Genomic DNA, 24,314 nt, shown 5'->3' with positions numbered 1-24,314 from the left:
TTCTTGAAGTGTGTCTCAAACGTTGAAGAGCCTTGTCTTTAATTTGACGTACGCGTTCGCGTGTCAAATTGAATTTCTCGCCGATTTCTTCAAGCGACAGTTGGTGGTTGGAACCTAATCCAAAGAATAGAACGATGATTTCACGTTCTCTTTCTGTTAAAGTTGCCAATGATCGCTTGATTTCTTCTGAAAGAGATTCATCAATTAAAGAGCTATCTGTGTCTGGGTCATGGTTTTCCAATACATCCAAGAGTGTGTTTTCTTCACCTTGAACAAAGGGTGCATCCATGGATACGTGACGGCCAGAATTACTTAAGGTGTCCGAAACCTTATCAACGGTGGTTTCAAGGATATCTGCCAGTTCTTCCGGAGATGGCTCCCGCTCGTATTCCTGTTCTAGTTTTGAGAAAGCCTTACTGATTTTGCTTAGAGAACCGACTTGGTTCAATGGCAGACGTACGATACGTGATTGTTCAGCAATTGCTTGAAGAATAGATTGGCGAATCCACCAAACGGCATAAGAAATAAATTTAAAACCCTTTGTTTCGTCAAAACGTTTAGCTGCTTTAATTAAGCCCAGGTTGCCTTCATTGATTAAATCACCTAAGGTCAATCCTTGATTTTGATATTGTTTTGCTACTGATACTACGAAACGAAGGTTGGTTTTAGTCAATTTTTCCAAGGCAACTTGATCGCCCTCGCGGATACGCTGTGCTAATTCTACTTCTTCTTCTGCTGTAATTAAGTCTACTTTACCAATTTCATGTAAGTATTTGTCCAAAGACTGGGACTCACGATTGGTGATAGATTGTGTAATTTTGAGCTGTCTCATTAATTTTTATTAATTCTCCTCTCTAAGAAATGTTTGCGAAAATACGAAAAATTTTTGAATTATTAATGGAAAATGGATTATCTATCCGCTCATCTATAATGAGTTATGATTTGGTAGACCTTCATTTTACACTATCAAAAACTATTCCATTTAATATTGTTTTTCTTTCTCAATTGTAGCTTTAATATTCAACTGATTGATATTTAAAGCCCTAACAATTTTTATTTTTTTTCTATTCTCAAGTAATTTATCTAATGATATCAGATATGTTACGTGTGCTCCATTCTTTCAATTTATTTTAAAATGATAATTTTATGATAAAACAAAAAGATATATGTTTTGTTTTACTAGAGACATTAAATAAATTTAAAGGAATAAAAATTATAATATGCCAATCTTAATTCATTTGGATAAAATAATGAAAGAGAAAAAAATGTCACTTAACCAATTGAGTGATAGTGTAGGGATTACGCTTTCTAATCTTTCAATCATAAAAAACCAAAAGGCCAAGGCCCTGCGGTTAGATACACTTGAAGCAATATGTAAAGCACTAGACTGCCAGCCCGGTGATTTGTTGCAATATTATGATGGTGGTGATGAGAAAATCTAGAATCTGTAGCCTTTTAAAAAGTCTACGACATTCATTTTCTTTTTGCCTTCCAGCTGCAGTTCTGATACGCTGATATAGCCATCTTGCGTTGCAAACTTCAAATAGCTTTTTTGGTCTGTCTCTATTGTTCCCGGAGCGACAGCGGTAGCTGTTTGCTCTTTTTCCGTTTGATATATTTTTAAGACTTTGTCTTTCAGGATCGTGAATGCTGTAGGGTAGGGACTAAGTCCGCGTATAAAGTTGTAAACAGCGTCGGTAGATTGATTCCAGTTGATTTTACAATCGTCTTTGAAGATTTTTGGTGCATGTTTCAATGCGGTTGTTGGGACAATGTTGTCTTGGCTTTTAGGTTGCAGAGTTCCTGCTTTTAACGCCTGGATTGTTTGGAGCAATGTTCTGGCTCCTGCATGCATTAGCTTGTCGTGAAGATCTCCGGCAGTATCCGTTTCACGGATAGCAACTTTTTCGGCCAACAATATATTTCCTGTGTCAATTTCATGCTGCAATAGGAATGTGGTCACCCCAGATTCTTTTTCACCGTTCATAATGGCATGATTGATTGGTGCAGCACCCCTGTACTGCGGAAGTAAAGAAGCGTGGACGTTAATCGTACCGTATTTCGGCATGTTCCAGACCATTTCGGGCAACATGCGGAATGCGACTACGACCTGAAGGTCGGCCTGATAGCTCTTTAATTCAGTAAGAAAGCCTTCGTCCCGGAGTTTGACCGGTTGAAGAACCGGAATGTGATGTTGTGTGGCGTATATTTTAACGGCTGATTCCTGTATTTTCTGTCCCCGGCCGGCAGGCTTGTCCGGTACTGTAACGACAGCAACGACTTGTTCGCCAGATTGAATGAGTGCTTCAAGTGAAGCAACAGCAAAGTCAGGAGTCCCCATGAAAATGATACGCATAGTAGAGGTGTTTTTTATAAAATTCTTAAAATCAATCAATAACTTGGCAGATGATCAATCCGCCGCGAAAGCGCTAATTATTTGTTATTACAGTTTTGTAAATAACAAATTTTTATAACTTTGCGAAGTTACATAAATATATTGAAAGCTTGAATTTTCCTTATTTTTTAGCAAATCGAATAGCATTTTCCGGTAAACGGACTTTCTCTAAATTGATTGTTCGGGTTACAATTGGTGCAATTGCGCTAGCCATTGCTGCCATTATTATCTCTATTGCTGTTTTGCGGGGATTTAAAGGGGAAATTATTAGCAAGCAACGCGGCTTTTTTGCAGATGTACTGGTTTTGCGTTATGATCTAAATAAATCCTACGAAAATTCACCTATTTCACTTACGCCCAAACTTCATAAAGCCATATTGGCGAATCCGCAAGTGTATTCCATCAATGCATTTGCGACGAAGGCTGGCATCATCAATGTGAATGATGAAGTGGAAGGTGTTGTTTTAAAAGGAATTGATTCACTATATGATCAGCAGCCGATAAAAAATATGCTGCTCGAAGGGAATACCATAGATTTTAAGTCCGAGACTGTCGATAATCAGATTTTAATCTCTAAATATCTGGCCGACCGGCTTCTCTTAAAAGTAGGTGATGATTTTATTATGTATTTTGTTCAGGAGCCTATCCGTAAAAGAAAGTTTGTCATTAAAGGAATATTTAATACGGGCTCAGAAGAACTGGACAAGGTGTACGTGATCGGATCGCTTAACCTCATTAGAAAACTGAGCAATCTTGATGACAATGAGGTAGGAGGGTATGAAATTCGGATTAAAGATTTCAGTCAGCTGGGACAGACAACAGCTAAGATAGAGGATATGTTGCCGATTGATATGCAGGCAATCAATATTAAAGATCAGGTGCCGGATATTTTTCAGTGGTTGGATCTACTGGATATGAATACCAAAATTATCTTTATACTCATGACTGTGGTGGCTATTATCAATATGATCTCGGCCTTATTGATTACCATTCTTGAGCGTACCTCCATGATCGGTATTTTAAAGGCGCTGGGCTACCATAATGCAGGTATTCGACGGGTGTTTATGTATAGCGCATTATACCTGATCGGTCTTGGCCTGCTGATCGGTAACCTCATCGGTTTAGGCTTTTATTTTCTACAGGATTATACCCATTTTTTTAAGTTGGATGAGCAAACCTACTATATTTCTTATGTGGCCGTAGAGCTTTATTGGTCAGATGTTGTATTGGTCAATCTTGCTGTAGTCTTTATTGGTATGGTTTCCCTGTTTATTCCTTCGATGTTAATTACCAAGATTAGTCCGATAAAAGCAATTTCTTTTAAGTAAGCCTTTTTTTAGGACTCGTTTTGCTGGAAAAATCGTATTTTTAGGGCTGTTAGCTATTTTCGGCTAGTAAGGAAATAGCTAGATACATTTTACCGATAGCATACGAGCACATATGAATAAAACTTTCGAGCATATTTCCCAAGCTTTTGAAGCGCCTTTACAAAATCCCGTACTTATTTTTTCACTGGTACTCTTTATTATCCTTCTTTCCCCCATCATCCTTCGGCCAATTAAAGTACCGGGTATTATAGGACTGATTATCTCCGGTGTCATTATTGGCCCCCACGGATTAAATTGGCTGGAGAAAAATTCAGCTATTAACCTGTTTTCAACCATAGGGCTTTTATATATCATGTTTATTGCCGGGCTGGAACTGGATATGAATGAATTCAAAAAGACTAAAAATAAAAGCTTACTGTTTGGTTTTTTTACATTTATTGTTCCCATAAGCATCGGTTATCCCGTTTGTCATTTACTATTGGGATATGATGTCCTGGCGAGTTTGTTGATATCGAGTATGTTTGCGACCCATACTTTGGTGTCTTATCCCATCGTGAATAGTTATGGGATCTCTAAGATGGAAGCGGTGGCGATTACAATTGGTGGAACGATTCTGACTGATACGGCGGTGCTCATCATCTTGGCTGTCATTACAGGTGTCTCACAAGGGAATATAGGAAATGAATTTTGGGTTACACTCGGTATTTCCTTTGCGATTTTCCTCTTTATTATGTTTGGTATTATTCCGAGGATTGCGAAATGGTTTTTTGAGCGGCTGGGCAGTGAAAAAACAGCAAACTATATTTTTGTACTTTCCGTTGTATTTTTTGCGGCCTTTCTGGCAGAAATAGCGGGTTTGGAACCTATTATCGGAGCTTTTGTGGCGGGTTTGGCTTTGAATAAATTGATACCACATTCTTCAGCACTGATGAATCGAATTGAATTCATTGGTAATGCCATTTTCATCCCTTTTTTTCTGATATCTGTCGGTATGATTGTGGATGTAAGTGTTATTTTGAAAGGACCACAGGCATTAATTATAGCCGGTACGCTCACGATTGTGGCTATTGTGGGAAAATATGCGGCGGCTTGGCTGACACAGAAAATATTCAAGTATAGCCGTGGGCAGCGCAACCTGATTTTCGGTCTGAGCAGTGCGCATGCTGCAGCTACATTGGCTGTTATTATGGTCGGTCACAAAAACGGAATTATAGATGAAAATGTGCTGAACGGAACAATTTTGCTCATTTTGGTAACCTGTATAGTTGCGACCATCGTCACGGGAAATGCTTCTAAAAAGGTGGTTATGGATGGCGAACAGGATGAGGAGCATACAGATGTGGTAAAAGAAAAAGATGAAAACATCTTGATCTCTATTGCTAATATGGATAATATGGAGCCGATCCTTGATTTTTCAACCTACATTAAGAGTAAAAAGTGTACCTATCCAGTGAGTATTGTATCTGTAGTAAAGGATAATGAGCAGGCACAACTGAATATGGCCCGCGCGCGTAAGAATTTGGACAATATGGTACGTTATGCTTCGGGTTCGGAGACAAATGTCAATATCAGTGCAACGATAGATTTAAATATTGCCAGCGGTGTGGCCCGGTCAGCAAAGGAGGTGTCGGCCAATTGTATTGTGCTGGGCTGGCCAAGCGCAGCCAATTTTATGGATAAATTTGTCGGCGAAAAAACAGAAAGTATTCTCAACAGAACGTCGGCCAATGTAATGCTCTGTCATTTTAAAAAGCCTTTTATTTCCAATAAATCCATTGTTGTGTTTGCTCCGCCGATGTGTGAGGCCGAGTTTGGTTTTGAATACTGGTTGGAAAAGGTTATCAAGCTTGCTCAGGAGCTCTCTGTTCCCATTTCTTTTGTCGTTGATACACGGTCTGCTTCGGCGATCAAAGGGCATCTCGCCGAAATCAAAAACTCTGTTCCCGTGACGTTCAGGCATTACGATGATTGGGATAATTTACAGGGACTAAAAGCGTTTAAAGAAGAAGAGTCCATGTTTATCTTTGTTTCTGCACGGAATGGGGAAGTATCCTATCGGGATTCGCTGGATGGTGTTGCAAAAAAATTAGATCGTATCTACGCAAACGAAAACCTTGTTTTGGTGTTTCCTAGTAGAATAGAGAATGCGCATATCGACGAATACGAGGATGTTGAGGCTGCACCGATATTCCGGAAGATTAGTAAAGAGATTGGAAATATGTTTAATAAAGGATAGTTGCTATCCGCTAAAAACGCAGATTTATGTCAAATAAAATTACAATGTCCAACGAAGGAACATTACAGGTTCCAGATTTTCCAACGATTCCTTTTATCATCGGTGATGGCATAGGTCCTGACCTATGGCATGCCGCAGTGCGTGTTTTTGATCGGGCTGTAGAGAAGGCATATGATGGACGGCGGAAAATCAGCTGGAAAGAAGTTTTGGCGGGAGAAAAAGCTTTTCATGAAACCGGTGAGTGGTTGCCAAAGGAAACTTTAGCTGTACTACGCGAATATCTGGTGGGCATAAAAGGGCCATTGACTACTCCTGTAGGCGGTGGTATCCGCTCATTGAATGTTGCCTTGCGCAAAGACCTGGATCTGTATGTCTGTCAGCGGCCGACAAAATGGTTTGAGGGGGTACCGTCTCCAGTCAAACATCCTGAATATGTGAATATGGTTATCTTCCGCGAAAATACCGAAGATATCTATGCCGGTATCGAGTTTCAGGCTGGCAGTGCTGAATCCAATAAATTGCAGGATTTCCTTCATGACGAACTTGATATTGATTATAACTTTTCGAGTACGACAGGGGTTGGGGTCAAACTGGTTTCTGAAGAAGGTTCCAAACGTCTGGTTCGTGCAGCGATCGAACATGCCATTCAATATGGATTACCTTCGGTGACCATCGTCCACAAGGGTAATATCATGAAATATACCGAAGGAGCCTTCAAAATCTGGGGCTTCGAGGTCGCTGAAACGGAATTTGCGGATAAAACCTATACCTGGGGACAATGGGAGCGAACCAAGGCTGAGAAAGGTGAGACCGTTGCCAATCAGGAACAAAAAGATGCGCTTGCTGCCGGTAAAATTTTGGTTAAGGATATTATTGCGGATAATTTTCTGCAGCAGATCCTGCTTAACCCGCGTGACTTTTCGGTGGTGGCAACCTTAAATTTAAATGGGGACTATATCTCTGATGCCCTTGCAGCCATGGTCGGTGGGATAGGTATCGCGCCGGGAGCGAACATAAACTTTAAGACGGGGCATGCCGTTTTTGAAGCTACGCATGGTACAGCGCCGCGATTTGCAAATACAAATACCATGAATCCGTCATCTGTTATTCTCAGTGGAGTGATGATGCTGGAATATTTAGGCTGGACAGAGGCTTCGGCAGCTATCGTAAAGGCACTCGGGGAAACCATTATTGCAAAAACGGTGACCGTGGATTTTTACAATTTAATGGATGATGCAACATTGGTGAAAACCAGTGAGTTCGCAGATCGGATCATTGAAAAATTATAAGAATTTTCTTTTTTAAGATATTAAGCAGAAATTTGATTAAAATTTCTGCTTTTTTATGCACTATGATCAACTTCCCCCTTTTGTAAAAGAATCCACCGTATTTAGTTTGGAAGATAAAACTAAACTGGCTCAGATAGACCGTTTGCCTACACCACAAGAAGTAGATGAAATTACATCCCTGCCTGAAATTTATGAATTATTAAATGCCTTCATCGGTGATCAATCCTCACGCAATGTCCATCTTCAGCTTAAAGCGAAAGAGTATTTGCAAGATAATCAATTAGATATGGCCTGGAAGGTGCTTCTTCTTTGATTATTTTAATAATCAATCGGCATCTTGTTGTGTGATATTTTTATTGAAATGAATCATAATTTTGTAAATTATCAATAAAAAAACAGAATAGTTGAAAAATATATAATTTTATTTTACCTTTGGTTTTTAAACAACAGATTGCTTTACTAGGGTTCAGAAAGGGCAATCAAACAAACTATAACATCAATGAAACATAATTTTGGAGCAGGTCCATGTATTCTGCCAAAGGAAGTATTTCAACAAGCCTCAGAAGCTGTAATTGATTTTAACAACACAGGTTTATCAATTTTAGAGATCTCTCACCGTTCCAAAGAGTTTGAAGCAGTGATAGATGAGGCGACTCAGTTAGTACGCGAATTATTAGCCGTACCACAAGGATATTCGATTCTTTTCTTGCAAGGTGGAGCAAGTCTGCAATTTGCGATGGCACCCCTAAACCTTTTACCTGAAGGCGGTAAAGCTGCTTATTTAGATACAGGTGTATGGGCGACAAAGGCCTTAAAAGAAGCGAAGAAATTCGGGACAGTAGATGTTGTAGCCTCCTCAATAGATAAGAACTATTCTTATATTCCTAAAGGATATTCTATCCCTTCGGATGCTGCTTATTTTCACTATACCGCAAATAATACAATTTATGGTACCGAGGTGTTTGAAAAACCAGCTACGGAATTGCCGGTAGTTGTGGATATGTCTTCAGATATTTTTTCCCGTGAGATCAATGTCGCAGATTACGATTTGATCTATGCTGGAGCACAAAAAAATATGGGCCCTGCCGGTGTGACTTTGGTTATTGTGAAGGATGATATTTTGGGTAAATCAGGACGTGTACTGCCTTCGATGTTAGATTATAAATTGCATATCGATGGCGGTTCCATGTATAATACGCCTCCGGTTTATTCGATCTTTGTTTCGATGTTGAATTTACGCTGGTTAAAAGCAAAAGGTGGTGTTGCTGTTTTGGAGCAGGAGAATATCATTAAAGCACGTGCACTGTATGATGAAATCGACCGTAATCCTTTATTTAAAGGAACTGCAGCTGTTGAAGATCGTTCACGCATGAATGTGACTTTCGTCATGGATACGCCTGAACTGGAAGCGGAATTCTTGGCTTTGGCGAAAGAGCGTAATCTGATTGGTATTAAAGGTCACCGCTCGGTAGGTGGATTTAGAGCTTCAATCTACAATGCATTACCATTGAGCAGCGTGAATGCGTTAATCGATGCGATGAAAGAATTTGAAGATACGCACAAATAATAAAATTGATTAAAAGTATGCTGATGAAATAAACCGGCTTCACGGAGATCATCATTGATCTGCAAAAGGTTTGTTTGCCTCATCTCATAAAAAGCAAACAGGGTTTAACAGAGTCATTGATACAATGAAAATCTGCCCACATAAATAATTATAAGGATGAAAATATTAGCAAATGACGGTATCGATCCGCTAGGAAAGAAAATGTTGGAAGATGCCGGTCATACTGTAGATACAAACCATATACCTCAGGAAGAGTTAGCGGAAAAGTTGCTTGCTTATGATGCTATTACTGTACGTAGTGCAACTAAGGTACGCCAAGAGCTGATCGACGGCTGTCCTAATCTGAAAGTAATTGGTCGTGGTGGTGTGGGAATGGATAATATTGACGTGGAATATGCACGTTCAAAAGGCATCGCTGTTGTGAATACACCGGCTGCATCGTCTTTATCCGTTGCCGAATTGGTTTTTGCACACCTATTGAATGGTGTACGGTTTTTATATGACTCCAACAGGAAAATGCCTGTTGAAGGAAATACCAAATTCGGTGCTTTGAAAAAGGCGTACGGTGCTGGAACTGAACTTCGCGGAAAAACAATCGGTATCGTAGGTTTTGGCCGTATCGGTCGTGAGGTCGCTAAGATCGCCATTGGTTTGGGAATGGATGTCGTCTATACAGATCTGTTTGAAGGCCCGAAAGGACTTACCATTGAGCTTTCAGGGGGTATTCAGGTTGAGGTTCCGATCAAACAGGTGGAAATGACCGACTTGTTGAAAGTTTCTGACTTTATCTCCTTGCATGTACCGTTTTTGGATAAACCAGCGATCGGTGCTGCGGAATTCCCATTATTGAAAGATGGTGTTGGCTTGGTGAATGCTTCCAGAGGTGGTGTTATTGATGAGCTGGAGTTGGTGAAGGCATTGGATGCTGGCAAAGTTGCATTTGCGGGTTTAGATGTGTTCGACAACGAACCTACACCGCGTGAGGAAATTTTAAAGCATCCAAAGATTTCGTTGACACCACATATTGGCGCAGCGACAAATGAAGCACAAGAAAGGATCGGCGAAGAATTGGCCGGTCTACTGATCGAAAACTTGAAGAAGTAATTCTTCCGCATAGAATAAATATATGCGGCACAAAACTTTCATGATTTTGTGCCGCATTTTTTTTAATATAAATTCATGAATTGCCTATATTGGCGCACAGAAATTTAATAATTGTAACTTTAGTATGAAAGTTTTAAAATTTGGTGGTACTTCAGTAGGAAGTGCAGTACGTATCAAAGGGTTGTTGGATATTGTAAACCCTTCGGAACGTCAGATCGTTGTGTTGTCCGCGGTAGCTGGAACGACAAATGCTTTAGTGGAAATTGGTCAGGCTTACACAGTAGGTAAGAAGGACGAGGCTAAGGATTTGATCAAGAAGCACAAGGATAAGTACGAAGACCTTATTAAGGAACTTTTTAATACTGAAGCTGGCTATAAAAATGGCAAGGAGCTCATTGACTATCATTTTAACCTAATTTCCAGCTTGGCAAATGAGCTGTTTACGCCAATTGAAGAAAAAATTATTTTGGCACAAGGGGAATTGATGTCTACCGCATTATGGCATTTTTACCTCAATGAAATCGGTATCTCATCCGTCTTGTTACCAGCATTGGATTTTATGAAAATCGATGAGGACAATGAGCCTATGGTGGAATATATCGGTGAAAAATTGAGCACAATTTTGGCTCAGCACCCGGAGAATACTTTGTTTATCACACAGGGATTCATCTGTAGAAATTCATTTGGTGAAATTGATAACTTGCGCCGCGGTGGATCGGATTATACAGCTTCATTGATCGGAGCAGCTATCCGTGCCGATGAAGTTCAGATCTGGACAGACATTGACGGTATGCACAACAATGATCCGCGTGTCGTAAAAGGGACCACGCCAATTGCGCATCTTAGCTTTGACGAGGCTGCCGAATTGGCGTATTTTGGGGCAAAAATATTGCATCCACAATCGGTATTTCCTGCACAAAAATACAATGTGCCGGTTCGTCTGTTAAATACGATGGAACCGAACGCCAAAGGAACGTTAATTAGCAAAGATGGTGCACAAAAAGGTTGTATCAGGGCAATCGCTGCAAAAGACGGTATCACCGCCATTCATATTCATTCCTCAAGAATGTTACTTGCTTACGGTTTCTTGCGTCGCGTTTTCGAAATTTTCGAACGCTATAAAACACCTATCGATATGATTACTACTTCAGAAGTAGCGGTTTCATTGACCATAGATGATACGACAAATTTAGCCGATATTATTAAAGAAGTGGAAGACTTTGGTTCTGTTACCGTAGACGGTGATCAGACGATTGTCTGTGTGGTCGGTGATTTCGGTCTGAATAGCCATGGTTATGCCGCTCGCGTACTTGATGCTGTAAAACATCTTCCGGTTCGTATGATTTCATACGGTGGTTCGGACTTTAATGTATCCATTTTATTGAATTCGGATCATAAAACTGAGGCTTTACGTTCATTGCATAATCGTTTATTTTAAGAAAGTAGGTTTTATGATAAATACAGCTATTGCGGCAAAATTTGCAGAGAAAGAAACGCCGTTTTATTACTACGACTTGGCCGTGTTGAACAAAACCTTGGAAGCGGCTTATACTGCTTCCCAAAAAAGGGGATTCCATGTTCATTACGCATTGAAAGCCAATTTTAACGATGTGTTATTAAAAGCTATGCAACAGATCGGTTTCGGTGCGGACTGTGTGAGCGGAAACGAAGTGAAAAAGGCTATTGAATGTGGCTTCGCGCCCCAGAATATTACTTTTGCCGGCGTTGGAAAATCGGATAAAGAGATCAATTATGCACTACAGCAGAATATCTTTGCATTCAATGTGGAGTCTATTCAGGAGCTTGAAGTTATCAACGAACTGGCTTCAAAACAAGGTGTAAAAGCCAATGTTGCTTTGCGAATAAATCCCAATGTTGATGCGCATACCCATCATTATATAACAACAGGACTCGACGAGAACAAATTTGGTATTCCAAATGCGGATTTAGAGAAATGCGCTGCTGTCCTTAAGAAATGTGATTTTATAGAGTTGGTGGGATTACACTTTCACGTGGGCTCTCAGATTACCGATATGACGGTATTCAAAAGTTTGTGTGTAAAGGTCAACGAGTGGAAGAACTGGTTTGAGGAACGCGGGACAAAGATCCGTGTGTTGAACGTTGGTGGGGGGCTTGGGATAGACTATAAAGATCCGGATGGCAATCCGATTCCGGATTTTGAAGCCTATTTCGATATTTTTGACCGTTTCTTGGAACGCAAACCCCATCAGGAAGTTCATTTTGAGCTAGGTAGAGCCTTGGTTGCTCAGTGTGGAAGCTTAGTGAGCCGTGTATTATATGTCAAGAATGGCGTCAAGAAAAACTTTTTGGTATTGGACGCGGGAATGACTGAATTGATGCGTCCGGCTTTGTACCAGGCTTACCATAAAATGGAAAATATCAGTGAAGGCACGGGAGCGGAGGCGCTAAACTATGATGTTGTCGGGCCAATTTGTGAATCCTCGGACTGCTTTGGGAAGGAAGTGCCTTTGCCTGTATCAAAACGGGGGGATTTGATCGCTATCCGTTCAGCAGGAGCCTATGGTGAGGTAATGGCTTCCCGTTATAATTTGAGAGAAGAAATCAGATTTGTCTACAGCGATCAACTGTAAGAGACGATTTTAGACGAAAACAGATTTAAAGAGCCGGTTCATTTTGTGGACCGGCTTTCTAGTTTTCATGTATAGATATCTGAAATGTCTTTTGTATACTTGTTTATGCTTACAGCGATTGAATTTCCGGTTACCATTGACCTATTTGGAAAAACCTTTCTCTTACATCCGTTTATGGAAGGATTGGGGATGTTTATGGGGATGCGTTATTATCAGCTTCTGAAATGGAAGGATAAGGAGAGTTTAGGGCATACCAATTCACTTTTGATTGTTATTGCGGCGGCCTTAGGCGCCTTGATCGGATCCCATATCATTGGTTCGCTGGAACGTCCGGAGGAGCTGTTGAATGCCGTGAGCAAAATGCGTTACATCTGGTTAAATAATACCATTGTAGGCGGCTTGGCGGGTGGACTGCTGGGGGTGGAACTGATAAAAAAAATCATGGGTAAGAAAGAGAGCACCGGCGATCTCATGGTATTTCCCCTGATAGTTGCGATTATGATCGGAAGGATAGGTTGTTTTTATACGGGGGTATTTGAGCAGACTTATGGACTGCCTACGGACTGCCCATTGGGGATGTACCTTGGTGATGCTTATCGAAGACATCCGGTGGCCTTATACGAAATTGCATTTCTGATGCTGTTATTTGTTTCATTGCAGTGGTTTAAGCGAAGGTTTATATTCCATAATGGTCTACTCTTTCAACTCTTTATGCTCAGTTATTTTAGCTTTCGTTTTTTATTGGATTTTATCAAGCCAAGGGCAATCATTCTTTTTGGGATCAGTACCATACAGATTACCTGTCTTATTGTAATAATTTATTATATTTATTTATTGAAGAATGCACACATAGAAAGGAGGGTCTAAATTATGTATTTACTCGAAGGATCATTTGGTTCGGAAAACACAGCTATGTTGGGCTTGTTTTTACTGTTTGGAGGTGCTATAGTTATTGGAATAGCACTTTTGGTCATCATCATCGGATCGATTATAAAATCCAATAATAAAGAATCTACATTTAATGTTAACCCTTGGCTGAAAGTATTATTGGGCGGTATTGGAGCAATGATCGCTGGCGGGGTTGCCTGTGGAATAGCACTAAATTAATAGCGATAGATATATGCCAGTTAGAAATTACACCTATTACGATTACACCATTAGTCTGTGTCCGACTTGTCTTTCGCGTGTAGGTGCAAAGATTATCATCGAAGATGAAAAGGTCTTTATGACCAAAAATTGCCCTGATCACGGTTTTTTTAAAACGTTGATCGCGACCGATGTGGAATACTATAAAAATATCCGGAACTATAATAAGGCATCTGAGACACCGTTAAAATTTGAAAATGAGGTCCACTATGGCTGTCCTTACGATTGCGGTTTATGTGTTGATCATGAACAGCACAGCTGTCTTTCTATCGTTGAAGTGACCGACCGTTGCAATCTGACATGCCCCACCTGCTACGCTATGTCTTCGCCTCATTATGGGCGGCATCGTTCGCTGGAGGAAATCGAGCGTATGTTTGACAAGATCGTTGAAAACGAAGGTGAGCCGGATGTCGTTCAGATCAGTGGGGGAGAACCAACTATTCATCCAGCGTTTTTTAAGATACTGGATATCGCAAAAACAAAACCGATAAAACATTTGATGCTGAATACCAATGGTATCCGGATTGCAAATGATCCCGGATTTGCTGAACAACTTGCGACTTACGCGCCAGAATTTGAAATTTATCTGCAATTTGATTCTTTCCGACCGGAAGTGCTTGAGAAGTTTAGGGGAAAGGATCTGACTGATGTACGCAAAAAGGCTATTGAAAAGCTCAATGCGTTAAATCTGAGCACAACGCTCGTTGTGGTCCTGGAGAAGGGTACCAATGACGACGAGATCGGAGCAATACTGGATTATGCTTTGAATCAGCGCTGTGTGCGTGGGGTAACCTTTCAGCCCGTGGAGATTGCCGGTAGAAATGCGGAGGATGCCCCGCAGCATAAAATGACACTGACTGAGGTCAGGCAGGAGATCCTCGATCAGTACCCCTTGTTGAATCCGCATGATATCATTCCGGTTCCGTGTAACCCCGACGCGCTGGCGATGGGCTATGTGCTAAAGATCGGTGAGGAAAAGATTCCACTGACACGACATATTGATCCCGCCGTACTGTTAAATAATCAATCCCGTAATACCATTGTATATGAACAGGATACCGGTGTTCAGATGCAATTGCTGGATATTTTTAGTACGGGTATTTCGGTGGATAAAGTAAAACCCAAGGTAAATCAGCTGTTATGCTGTCTGCCTGAGGTCTGTGCTCCTGAACTCGATTATGATAATCTTTTCCGCATCATTATCATGAATTTTATGGATGCTTATGATTTCGATGTCCGCGCGGTCAAAAAATCATGCGTACATATTGTCAATAAAGATCTGAAATTAATCCCCTTTGAGACAATGAATCTCTTTTACCGTGATGATAAGGCCAAACGGCTGGAAGAACTTAAATTATCGGATGCTATTCGATTTTAGACTTGGATAAACTATTTTTGCTGGAAAATAATAGGATAGGTTTTTTTTCTGAAACCTCGTTTTGTAGTTCTTCTAAGATCGAAATGGCTATTATTGAAAGAGATTAACAATTTGGGAATATGAAATTGAGCAGCGTTAAGCATTTCATTGCGGTTATCAGTTTTTTGACATTACATTTCTACGCCTTCGGACAAGATTCGGTGCAGGTAAGAAGAGGAGGAACGGCCAATACCGACGGGTCGGTATCACATACGGGTTTAAATAGAAGATTCAGTGCCGATTCGACTCGAATGGGGAATGATTCGCTGCGCAATGATCTGCGGAAAGTCAATCTGACGTTCCTGTCCAATATTCGCACGGCATCAATGGCGGAATTTGTGGCTCAGCTAAATGAAAGATCCAATTCGTATGCGGCGACTAGTGGCAACTCAGCGAAAGACTCCGTCGCGACCATAAAAAACGCAATTTCCGAAGAAATTAAGCAGCTGAGATCTATTAAAGGAAGTATTGCAAATTATTCCGGCAGTTTAAGTAGCACACAAGATCAGATCCGGGGTATCATCAGCCGATATGCTATTAGTGCCAGCAATCACGCGCGCGCCCATCAATATCTTAATAATGCCCAACTTCGGCTGGTTGCAAAGATGGATTCCCTCGAATCGATCAATCGTACAATTGATGAGCTTATCATCAAGGATCAGCGGCATCTCAATAGATTAGACCTGATTCCCGAAACAAAAGCTGCTGCTAAGAAAGCGGATGTTGCTCCGGGCAAGAACTCAATCTGGAAAGCCAATACGACAAGTATTTCGAAAGATGTACTCTTGGACAATATTCGCAGTAATTATAGTAATAATAAATCCATAGACAAATATGTCAATCGTACGGATTGGGCGAGCCGGATTTTGTTGATTGTGCTCGGGCTGGCCTATTCGTATTGGATCGTACGGGTGGCTTATATTCTGAAACAGAATGATCCGGAACATAAGCTTGCCATTGATGCCATTGTCGGGAAAACCATTATCTTGCTGCTGACATTACTGCCCTTTGTCAATTTCTTTACACCATCCTTTATTTTACAGGCCTCTCAGCTGGTGATCATGTTAATCTTCATGTATCTATTGCGGCATAAAATGACGGGACAGCAGCGTAAGATTGCCTTGATTCTGATCATCTTTTACCTATTGGATGTCTTTGTCAATATGATTGTAAGTGATGATCTGTTTTTGCGTATCATCTGTATCGGCTTTAATATGATCGCATTGGGATTGGTAAGTTATACTAAACGACGTATCAAGAATCCGGAGAGCCCGGGGTATATCAGTAATTTTATCTATGTGGTGTTTGCTGTCTTAAATATCACGGCGATTACATTGAATGTCATTGGGCATGTGGAGCATTCACGCAGCTTCAGCATCGCATGTGCCGTAGGCTTGGTGCAATCATTTACCTTACAGTATTTTGCTGATATGATCAGAGCAGATGTCCGCAATCAATTCAAAAAAGACCGTTTGGTGTCGGGATTCTGGATGCGCTTTAATGAGCAGCGCACCTTGGCGATTATAACAGAGATCCTTCGTATTGTATGTGTCCTGTTGGCAATTATTGTCCTGGCAAATAACCTCCAGTTTATTGACCGCTTATTGGAACTTAGTGAGACGTTTTTTGGCAAGGTGCGTAGCATCGGCAGCATCTCCTTTACCTTAGGCAATCTCGTTGTTGCGGTACTGCTGTTGCTTGTGGCCAATTGGTTTCAAAAGAATATCAGTCTCATTGTGCTCGGTGGTGAAGATGGCCAGCTAAATCAGGCCTATAATCAGAAAATGACGCTCTTTCCGTTATTTCGTTTGGCGATTATTCTGATCGGCTTTTTCATGGCTATCTCGGCTTTGGGTATGAGCCTTGATAAACTTACCGTCGTCATTGGAGCACTGAGTGTTGGGATCGGTTTAGGAATGCAAAATATCATTAATAATTTTGTGTCGGGGATCATTCTTGTTTTTGATAAGCCTTTTCGGGTGGGGGATCAGATCGAACTGGCCGACAAAAAAGGGCGTGTCAAAGAGATCGGTATCCGTGCCAGTGTATTGAAAACTGCAGACGGCGCCGATGTGATTATTCCCAACGGTGATTTACTTTCGGGTAGAGTTGTCAACTGGACCTTATCTCAAGAGTATAGCAAAGCAAGTTTTGTGCTTCATATTGATCGGAAGGCAGACCTTGATCAGGCGAAGCAATGGATTAATGATGCAATGACGGCGAGCCCATATTTCGTCAAAGAACGGGATAGCGGCATCAGTGTGCAAGATATCAGCGAAGAAATGATCTATTTAAGCGTTTCCTGCTGGGTGAATTTCGCCGCGAATGTCTCATCTTTTAAAAATGATGTGCTGATTATCCTTTACAAGCAGTTTGAAGAAAAAGGATTGAAATTCTATAGTATCCTATCTCCTAAAAATAACTAAAAGAGTTTGTTAGCCCTTGTAGTGTTGCGGATTATTTCGTCTGGAGTTTTCTATAGGTTGTTGGACTGTATCCCTTTGTACGCTTATAGAAATGGGACAAATGGCTTTCATCGACAAATCCTAATTCCTGAGCAATCTGTTTTAGTGTGTATGCAGTGGATTTAAGCCTATGTTCGATTAATTCGATGCGGTACATGTTGATGTAGTCTCTTAGGCTACTGCCAAAGTTCTTCTTAAAATAGATGCCAAAATAAGTCGGAGCGATATTAAATTTCTGTGCTATTGTTTTTATCTGAAGATACTCAGGCGTAAAAATATGCTGATGGATATAAGCTGAAATCGAGCTGTCCAGTTGAAGTGTATGTGTTTGCGGCAAGCGTTTTATCTCGGATATTTCTTTATAAAGTCCAAAGATGGCAAGTAGTTGATCAAATAACCACTGTGCGGTCTGGCTGACTGCTGCGAGGCTGTATAACCTGACTGCTTCCATAAGATGAGAAAAGATCAAACGGTGGTGTTCGGTCAGGACGAGTTTATTTTCTCTTAGCCCTCTGTCGTTCATTAACTCCATAATCCATGCATATAGTTTTTGCTGACGTCGATTTTGCAGAAAATAGCTGTCCGTAAAAAGAATAAACAGAAAATGTGTTTTTTCCTGTATGTTGAAGTAGTGCCTATCTGCGGGACTCACAAGAAAAATATCACCACGTTCGTAATCCAATTCAAATTTATTGATGACCTGCTTCCCACTTCCGGCGCGAATGTAAACTAATTCATAGTAATTCTGCTCATGCATGGGGAGGTGAAAGGTATCTTCCACAAATTCGCTGATCAATAACGGTTCAAATTGTTTTTTTCGCATGTTCTTTTGATAGATAGTGCTAAATGTACATAAAAATAATGTATATATACATGTTTTTCCTAGGACTACTATTGCACTTTTGTGTTGTCTTAAATTGTAGGAAAAACATGGTTAATTTTATAATGATTGCGTTTTGTATTGCTGCTGGTATGCTGTTAAGGAAAGCAAAGTTGATCCATGCTGAGGCACATAAAGGAATCAATACCTGGATACTTTATTTTGCGCTTCCGGCGGTTTCCTTCAAGTATATCCCAAAGATTGTCTGGTCTTCAGCGATGCTGTTTCCGATTTTTTCAGCAATTTTGGTGTGGGCTGGAAGCTGGTTATTTATGGAATGGTACTGTAAGCGAAAATCCTATAAACAGCGTTCCAGAAGCAGTCTGGAGTTGGCGGCAGGCTACAGCAATACTTCCTTTATTGGGTTTCCCTTGATCATGGCCTATTTCGGAGAGGCGCAGTTGCCGATAGCTATTATTTGTGACCAGACAACGTTTATCTTATTGTCCACTGTGGGGATTATCAATGCCCTGAAAGCAAATCTGCATGAAGGGCAATCCATTGATGCAAAATTTATGGTGAAGAAGCTGATTACTTTTCCACCTTTGATCGGATGTCTCCTCGCATTGACCTTATCCCAATTTGTTGACTTCAGTATGGCTGAACCTTTTTTTGATAAACTTGTGGCGACGGTAGGACCATTGGCACTATTCTCTATCGGTTTGCAATTGAAGTTTGATGGCTGGCGCCAACAAGCCGCACAGATCAGTACAGCCATGATCTATAAATTGATTTTGGCTCCACTGTTGGTCTTGTCATTTGCACTGCTGTTGGGCGTAAAAGGTCCTGTGGCACGGATCAGCATATTCGAAGCTGCTATGCCTACGTTGGTCACTTCGGGTATTATTGCCGAACAATATCACCTCAATACAAAATTGGTGAACTTAGTGATCGGTTTTAGTATTGTAGCGGGACTAATAACAACTGCATTATGGGATCTAGTGATTCAGTTTGTGATAGCCTGATCTGTTTCACGACCTTTTGATCCTCTTTAGACCGCGCGACCGCAATAGCTTGTGTATTAAAATGATACTAGGAACAACTTTTTTGTGTTTCAGCTGTTATAGCAGTATAACCATCTATAAAAGGAGGTATATTATGAACCTGATACATAGAATTGAACATTGGGGAAACGTCCATCACCCACAATGGATTGATTACCTAAGAATTGCCCTGGGCATCATGATTTTTGCCAAGGGGATAAGTTTCGTAAACGATAGGCAAGTGGTTGAGCACATGATTGAACAGAGCAGTTTCCACCTGTCCATATGGGGTGCTGTTCATTATGTGGTCTTTACGCATCTGGTCGGTGGCCTGTTTCTTATTTTGGGTTTTCAAACCCGTTTAGCGGCCTTATTGCTGTTTCCTGTCTTGGTGGGAGCTGTCTTTTTTGTCAACATCACCAACGGCTTTAGTTATTTGAATTCCGAATTATGGCTTTCGATAGTCGTATTCTTTTTGTTGATCTTTTTTATGGTCATGGGATCTGGAAAATACTCCCTTGACAATATGATGAACAAACCTGGATACAAAAGGGATATCTAAAAAAAAGCTCCTTCATAGATGAAGGAGCTTTTATCTTTTCGCTTGTTATTTGCTTTGGTTGTCAATCCAATTGCGTGCATTGACAAATGCTTCTAACCAAGGGGAAACCTCATCTTGGCGTCCTTTTGGATAGTTTGCCCAATGCCATTGGAAAATCGAACGCTCGATATGAGGCATCGTTGCCAAGTGACGTCCAGTTTTATCACAGATCATCGCTGTATTGTAGTCTGAACCATTTGGATTATGTGGATATTGCTCATAACCGTATTTGGCTACAATATTATAGTGTTCTTCTGCAAGTGGTAAATTGAATTTTCCTTCACCATGTGAAATCCAAACTCCCAGCGTACTGCCTGCTAATGTAGAAAGCATAACGGAGTTATTTTCCTGAACTTTCACTGAAACGAAATTTGACTCATGCTTTCCTGAAGTGTTGTGCAACATTTTACCATGAACCTCGTGCTCCGGATTGATCATTTCCAATTCCATAAATAACTGGCAACCATTACAGATACCAACAGAAAGGGTGTCTGGACGGGCAAAGAAGTCCGTCAATGCCTTTTTCGCTTTCTCATTGTAGAGAAATGCTCCGGCCCATCCTTTTGCCGAACCTAAAACGTCAGAATTCGAGAAGCCACCCACTGCGCCGATAAACTGAATATCCTCCAATGTTTCGCGGCCTGAAATCAGGTCTGTCATATGCACATCTTTTACATCAAAGCCTGCCAAGAACATTGCATTTGCCATCTCGCGCTCCGAATTGGAACCTTTCTCACGAAGAATGGCCGCTTTTGGACGTGCTTTACTTCCGTCGATCGTTGGTTTTTTACCATCGAACTGACTTGGGAAAGTAAAAGTTAACGGTTGATTTTTATAATTATCGAAACGTTGTTGAGCAGTTCCGTTTTTCGATTGTCTCGAATCCAATAGGAATGAAGTGGTCGACCACACGTCACGTGTTGCCGCAACATCAAAGCTGAAGTTCTCTTCTCCGTTTTTGATGGTCACTGTAGTTCCTACGATAGCCTGACCAATTTTTATGGCATCTACACCAGCTTCTTTGACAGCTTGCTCGAAAACAGCATCATCCTTCGCCTGTAGCACAAGTCCAATATTTTCACTGAACAGTACTTTTACACTGTCGGATTCATTTAAACCTGAAAGATCATAGTTCGCAGCTAGGTTAACATCGGCAAATGTCATTTCCAACAATGTCGTGATCAGACCACCGGATCCGATATCGTGACCGGCTTCGATCTGCTTATCGTTGATTAATTGCTGAACGGTATTGAATGCTGTTTTGAAATAGTTAGCATCTTGGATTGTCGGAACTTCCGTGCCCAGTTTATTGACAACCTGCGCGAAAGAAGAACCGCCTAATTTGAAGTTGTCCTTTGATAGGTTGATGTAATAGATGGAGCCCGCATTTTTGTTTAAGACAGGTTCTACGACTTTGGTAATATCCGTACAATTTCCAGCCGCAGATATAATCAATGTGCCGGGAGCGATTACATTTTCACCATTTGGATATTTTTGCTTCATCGACAAGGAGTCTTTTCCTGTAGGGATATTGATTCCTAGTGCGATTGCAAAATCCGAACATGCTTTCACGGCTTGGTAAAGCCGAGCATCTTCACCTTCGTTATTTGCTGCCCACATCCAATTGGCTGACAATGAGATGCCTGAAAGACCATTTATAATCGGTGCAAATACGATATTTGATAATGATTCTGCGATAGCAGTTTTACTAGCCGCTGCTGGATCAATTAATGCCGCGACAGGGGAGTGTCCTATCGTTGTTGCGATACCCTCTTTTCCTTTGTAGTCAAGAGCCATGACACCAACGTTATTTAAAGGCAACTGCAACGGGCCGGCACATTGTTGTTTGGCAACACGGCCACCGACGCAACGGTCCACTTTATTGGTTAACCAATCTTTGGAAGCCACTGCCTCCAATTGCAAAACCTGATTTAAATAACTTGGGATATTGGCAGAGTCATAGCTAAGATCTGCGTAGTTACGGGTGATGGTTTTATCACGCATAAAAGTTTTTGGTGATGAACCAAAGAAATCCTCTAAAGCATAATCCATTGGCTTTGCACCATTGCTCTTGGATGCAAACGTAAAACGATGGTCACCAGTGACATCACCTACAGTGTACATTGGTGCACGCTCGCGGTCAGCAACACGTTTAAGCGTTGCAATGTCAGCTTCAGCAATCACCAAGCCCATTCTTTCCTGCGATTCATTACCAATGATTTCTTTCGCTGAAAGTGTAGGGTCACCCACCGGAAGCGCATCAAGGTCGATTAAACCGCCTGTCTCCTCGACCAGTTCGGATAGACAGTTTAGATGTCCACCAGCGCCGTGGTCATGGATAGAAACAATAGGGTTATGGTCTGATTCCACCAAGCCTCTAACGGCATTGGCCGCACGTTTTTGCATTTCCGGATTTGAGCGCTGGATCGCATTCAGTTCGATGCCCGAACCGAAAGCGCCCGTATCCGCAGAGGATACAGCAGCACCGCCCATGCCTATGCGGTAATTTTCACCACCTAAAATGACGATTTTATCACCTGTCTTTGGGGTATGTTTTTTGGCTTGATCTAATTTTCCGTATCCCACACCGCCAGCTTGCATGATCACCTTATCATAGCCAAGTTTGCGGCCTTCCTCTTCGTGTTCGAAAGTAAGTACAGATCCTGTAATTAGGGGTTGCCCGAATTTATTACCGAAGTCGGAAGCTCCATTCGAAGCTTTGATTAGGATATCCACGGGAGTTTGGTAAAGCCATTGGCGTTCTTGCATAGCTTTCTCCCAAGGACGATCTTGTAATAAGCGGGAGTAGGCCGTCATATAGACAGCTGTACCAGCCAAAGGAATAGCACCTTGGCCACCGGCCATACGGTCACGAATTTCACCGCCGGAACCTGTAGCAGCTCCGGAAAACGGCTCCACAGTCGTTGGAAAATTGTGTGTTTCCGCTTTTACCGATAAGACCGAATCAAAGGATTTCTCCTCATAAAAGTCTGGTTTGTCGGCCGATTTAGGCGCAAACTGAGTGACACGTGGACCTTTAATAAAGGCTACATTGTCTTTATAGGCAGAAACAATCTCATTGGGATTTGTTTCCGAAGTTTTCTTGATTAATTTAAATAGAGAAGTAGGTTGCTCTTCACCGTCAATAATAAAAGTCCCATTGAAGATCTTATGTCTACAGTGTTCGGAATTGGCTTGTGAAAAAGCAAAAACTTCAGAGTCTGTCAACAGACGTCCCAGTTTAGCTGCAAGGTTGTTGAGGTAAGCTACTTCCTCCGGATTTAGTGCCAATCCTTCAGATTTGTTATAGGCATCAATGTATTCAATTTCCAAAATAGCTTCCGGACTAATGTTGACTGTATACATGTCTTGCGTCAACATACTGAACTTTTGCGAAATCATTGGATCGAAATCATTGAAATCTGCTGGTACCGGTTGAAATTCTTCGATGCGAACAATTCCTTCAATACCCATGTTCTGTGTGATTTCTACGGCATTGGTACTCCAAGGAGTGACCATCGCTGCACGGGGGCCTACAAAGTAATGGTTAAGGGTTTGGTCGTCGAGTTTTTTGGCGTTGCCGAATAGCCAGTTAAGTTTAGTAATGTCTTCTTGTGATAAAGAGTTTACGCTTTGAACACCATATACGGTGTTCGATGGGTTCTCAAAGAAATGAATCATTATAAATGTTTGTTTTGAACGTTCTTCAAATTAAAGCACAAAGTTACATATTTATTTTGATGGAAATGCTTGAATTTTCATTAAAAAATAGGCTCAGGTTGCGTTTACTGGAAAAGGCCAAAATTGCTGTTTTGTGTAAATAAGTGTAAAGTTGTGTTAATTCATGTAAATAAAAGTTATAATTAATAATTGCATTCGTTTCGTTCGGGGAAAGCCCCTACATTCGCAGCATTCATCACCTATGAATAAATATGATTATCCTTGGGAAGGGGGTTATGAACTCCTTCATACGATCCCTTCCTTCGGTATAAATCTAAGGTCCAAATAGCTAACTTTGTTCTATCGTATCAACTTTCAAAAAAGATAAAATCGCTTACTGCCTAGCCTAATGAAGTCTTTTGGGGAGTCTACCTACTGCATTAAATTCAGACCAACTGTTGATGAAGGGTAAATTGACGTTGGATATAAACTCAAATTTATCTAAGTTTGTGCATCAAATCAAATTCGAGATGAATATTTCATATAATTGGTTAAAACAACACGTTAATATAGATTCGACACCGGAGGAACTATCGCTTATCTTGACAAATACAGGATTGGAAGTAGAAGC

Annotated in this window: 19 protein-coding genes; 15 read left to right on the top strand and 4 right to left on the bottom strand. The window is 41.0% G+C overall.

The features are described 5' to 3' along the window. Positions 1–832: sigma-70 family RNA polymerase sigma factor (locus tag B4G94_RS26060; protein WP_286863041.1), on the bottom strand; the 832-nt coding region annotated here is incomplete at its 3' end. Between the two features lie 388 nt (positions 833–1,220). Here B4G94_RS26060 and B4G94_RS26055 point away from each other — a divergent pair. Continuing rightward, positions 1,221–1,442, top strand: coding sequence for a helix-turn-helix domain-containing protein (locus tag B4G94_RS26055; protein WP_108633220.1), 222 nt, complete (start codon positions 1,221–1,223; stop codon positions 1,440–1,442). Here the strand turns inward: B4G94_RS26055 and fmt are convergent. After that, positions 1,439–2,356, bottom strand: a complete 918-nt coding sequence (gene fmt / locus B4G94_RS26050) for a methionyl-tRNA formyltransferase (RefSeq protein WP_286863040.1) — start codon at positions 2,354–2,356, stop codon at positions 1,439–1,441. The genes B4G94_RS26055 and fmt overlap by 4 nt on opposite strands. A 149-nt stretch (positions 2,357–2,505) precedes the next feature. On the opposite strand from fmt, the gene B4G94_RS26045 reads away from it, so the two are divergent. The 12 genes from B4G94_RS26045 (at position 2,506) to B4G94_RS25990 (ending at position 17,520) form a co-directional block, all read left to right on the top strand. After that, the gene (locus B4G94_RS26045) at positions 2,506–3,723 is read left to right on the top strand and encodes an ABC transporter permease (protein ID WP_286863039.1); all 1,218 of its coding nucleotides are present in this window, start codon (positions 2,506–2,508) and stop codon (positions 3,721–3,723) included. 112 nt (positions 3,724–3,835) lie between these two features. Then, complete coding sequence (locus B4G94_RS26040; RefSeq protein WP_108633223.1) at positions 3,836–5,959, top strand: cation:proton antiporter; 2,124 nt, start codon at positions 3,836–3,838, stop codon at positions 5,957–5,959. A gap of 26 nt (positions 5,960–5,985) precedes the next feature. After that, positions 5,986–7,248: an NADP-dependent isocitrate dehydrogenase gene (icd, locus tag B4G94_RS26035; protein WP_165308109.1), complete on the top strand. Its 1,263-nt coding sequence runs from the start codon at positions 5,986–5,988 to the stop codon at positions 7,246–7,248. 55 nt (positions 7,249–7,303) lie between these two features. Further along, complete coding sequence (locus B4G94_RS26030; protein WP_165308107.1) at positions 7,304–7,561, top strand: hypothetical protein; 258 nt, start codon at positions 7,304–7,306, stop codon at positions 7,559–7,561. A 186-nt stretch (positions 7,562–7,747) separates the two neighbouring features. Further along, positions 7,748–8,815, top strand: a complete 1,068-nt coding sequence (gene serC, locus B4G94_RS26025) for a 3-phosphoserine/phosphohydroxythreonine transaminase (RefSeq protein WP_108633226.1) — start codon at positions 7,748–7,750, stop codon at positions 8,813–8,815. Positions 8,816–8,971: 156 nt separating this feature from the next. Then, positions 8,972–9,919, top strand: coding sequence for a D-2-hydroxyacid dehydrogenase (locus B4G94_RS26020; protein WP_165308106.1), 948 nt, complete (start codon positions 8,972–8,974; stop codon positions 9,917–9,919). A 124-nt stretch (positions 9,920–10,043) separates the two neighbouring features. Further along, positions 10,044–11,357 (top strand): aspartate kinase, encoded by a 1,314-nt coding sequence (locus B4G94_RS26015; protein ID WP_121123609.1) that lies wholly within the window; start codon positions 10,044–10,046, stop codon positions 11,355–11,357. 13 nt (positions 11,358–11,370) lie between these two features. Next, positions 11,371–12,531, top strand: a complete 1,161-nt coding sequence (gene lysA / locus B4G94_RS26010) for a diaminopimelate decarboxylase (RefSeq protein ID WP_108633229.1) — start codon at positions 11,371–11,373, stop codon at positions 12,529–12,531. Between the two features lie 105 nt (positions 12,532–12,636). Then, a complete protein-coding gene (locus B4G94_RS26005; RefSeq protein WP_206531780.1) occupies positions 12,637–13,398 on the top strand; it encodes a prolipoprotein diacylglyceryl transferase in 762 nt (253 codons plus the stop codon). A gap of 3 nt (positions 13,399–13,401) precedes the next feature. Next, positions 13,402–13,638, top strand: coding sequence for a hypothetical protein (locus B4G94_RS26000; RefSeq protein WP_108633231.1), 237 nt, complete (start codon positions 13,402–13,404; stop codon positions 13,636–13,638). A gap of 13 nt (positions 13,639–13,651) precedes the next feature. Then, entirely contained in the window at positions 13,652–15,055 is a 1,404-nt protein-coding gene (locus tag B4G94_RS25995) for a radical SAM protein (protein ID WP_108633232.1), read from the top strand. Between the two features lie 119 nt (positions 15,056–15,174). Further along, complete coding sequence (locus tag B4G94_RS25990) at positions 15,175–17,520, top strand: mechanosensitive ion channel family protein (protein WP_286863038.1); 2,346 nt, start codon at positions 15,175–15,177, stop codon at positions 17,518–17,520. A 31-nt stretch (positions 17,521–17,551) separates the two neighbouring features. Here the strand turns inward: B4G94_RS25990 and B4G94_RS25985 are convergent, their stop codons facing one another. Further along, positions 17,552–18,382 (bottom strand): AraC family transcriptional regulator, encoded by an 831-nt coding sequence (locus B4G94_RS25985; RefSeq protein WP_108633234.1) that lies wholly within the window; start codon positions 18,380–18,382, stop codon positions 17,552–17,554. Between the two features lie 107 nt (positions 18,383–18,489). On the opposite strand from B4G94_RS25985, the gene B4G94_RS25980 reads away from it, so the two are divergent. Both B4G94_RS25980 and B4G94_RS25975 read left to right on the top strand, forming a co-directional pair. Beyond that, on the top strand, positions 18,490–19,404 hold the full coding sequence (locus B4G94_RS25980; RefSeq protein WP_108633235.1) for an AEC family transporter: 915 nt from the start codon (positions 18,490–18,492) through the stop codon (positions 19,402–19,404). A 133-nt stretch (positions 19,405–19,537) separates the two neighbouring features. After that, a complete protein-coding gene (locus tag B4G94_RS25975; protein ID WP_108633236.1) occupies positions 19,538–19,984 on the top strand; it encodes a DoxX family protein in 447 nt (148 codons plus the stop codon). 45 nt (positions 19,985–20,029) lie between these two features. Here the strand turns inward: B4G94_RS25975 and purL are convergent, their stop codons facing one another. Beyond that, a complete protein-coding gene (gene purL, locus B4G94_RS25970) occupies positions 20,030–23,704 on the bottom strand; it encodes a phosphoribosylformylglycinamidine synthase (RefSeq protein ID WP_286863037.1) in 3,675 nt (1,224 codons plus the stop codon). Between the last annotated feature and the right edge of the window lie 610 nt (positions 23,705–24,314).

The organism is Sphingobacterium sp. UBA7625 (assembly GCF_002484085.1).
GTDB classification, from domain to species: Bacteria; Bacteroidota; Bacteroidia; order Sphingobacteriales; family Sphingobacteriaceae; genus Sphingobacterium; species Sphingobacterium athyrii.
Note: the sequence above shows the minus strand (reverse complement) of the source record. Positions and strands in the feature narration are given on the sequence as shown.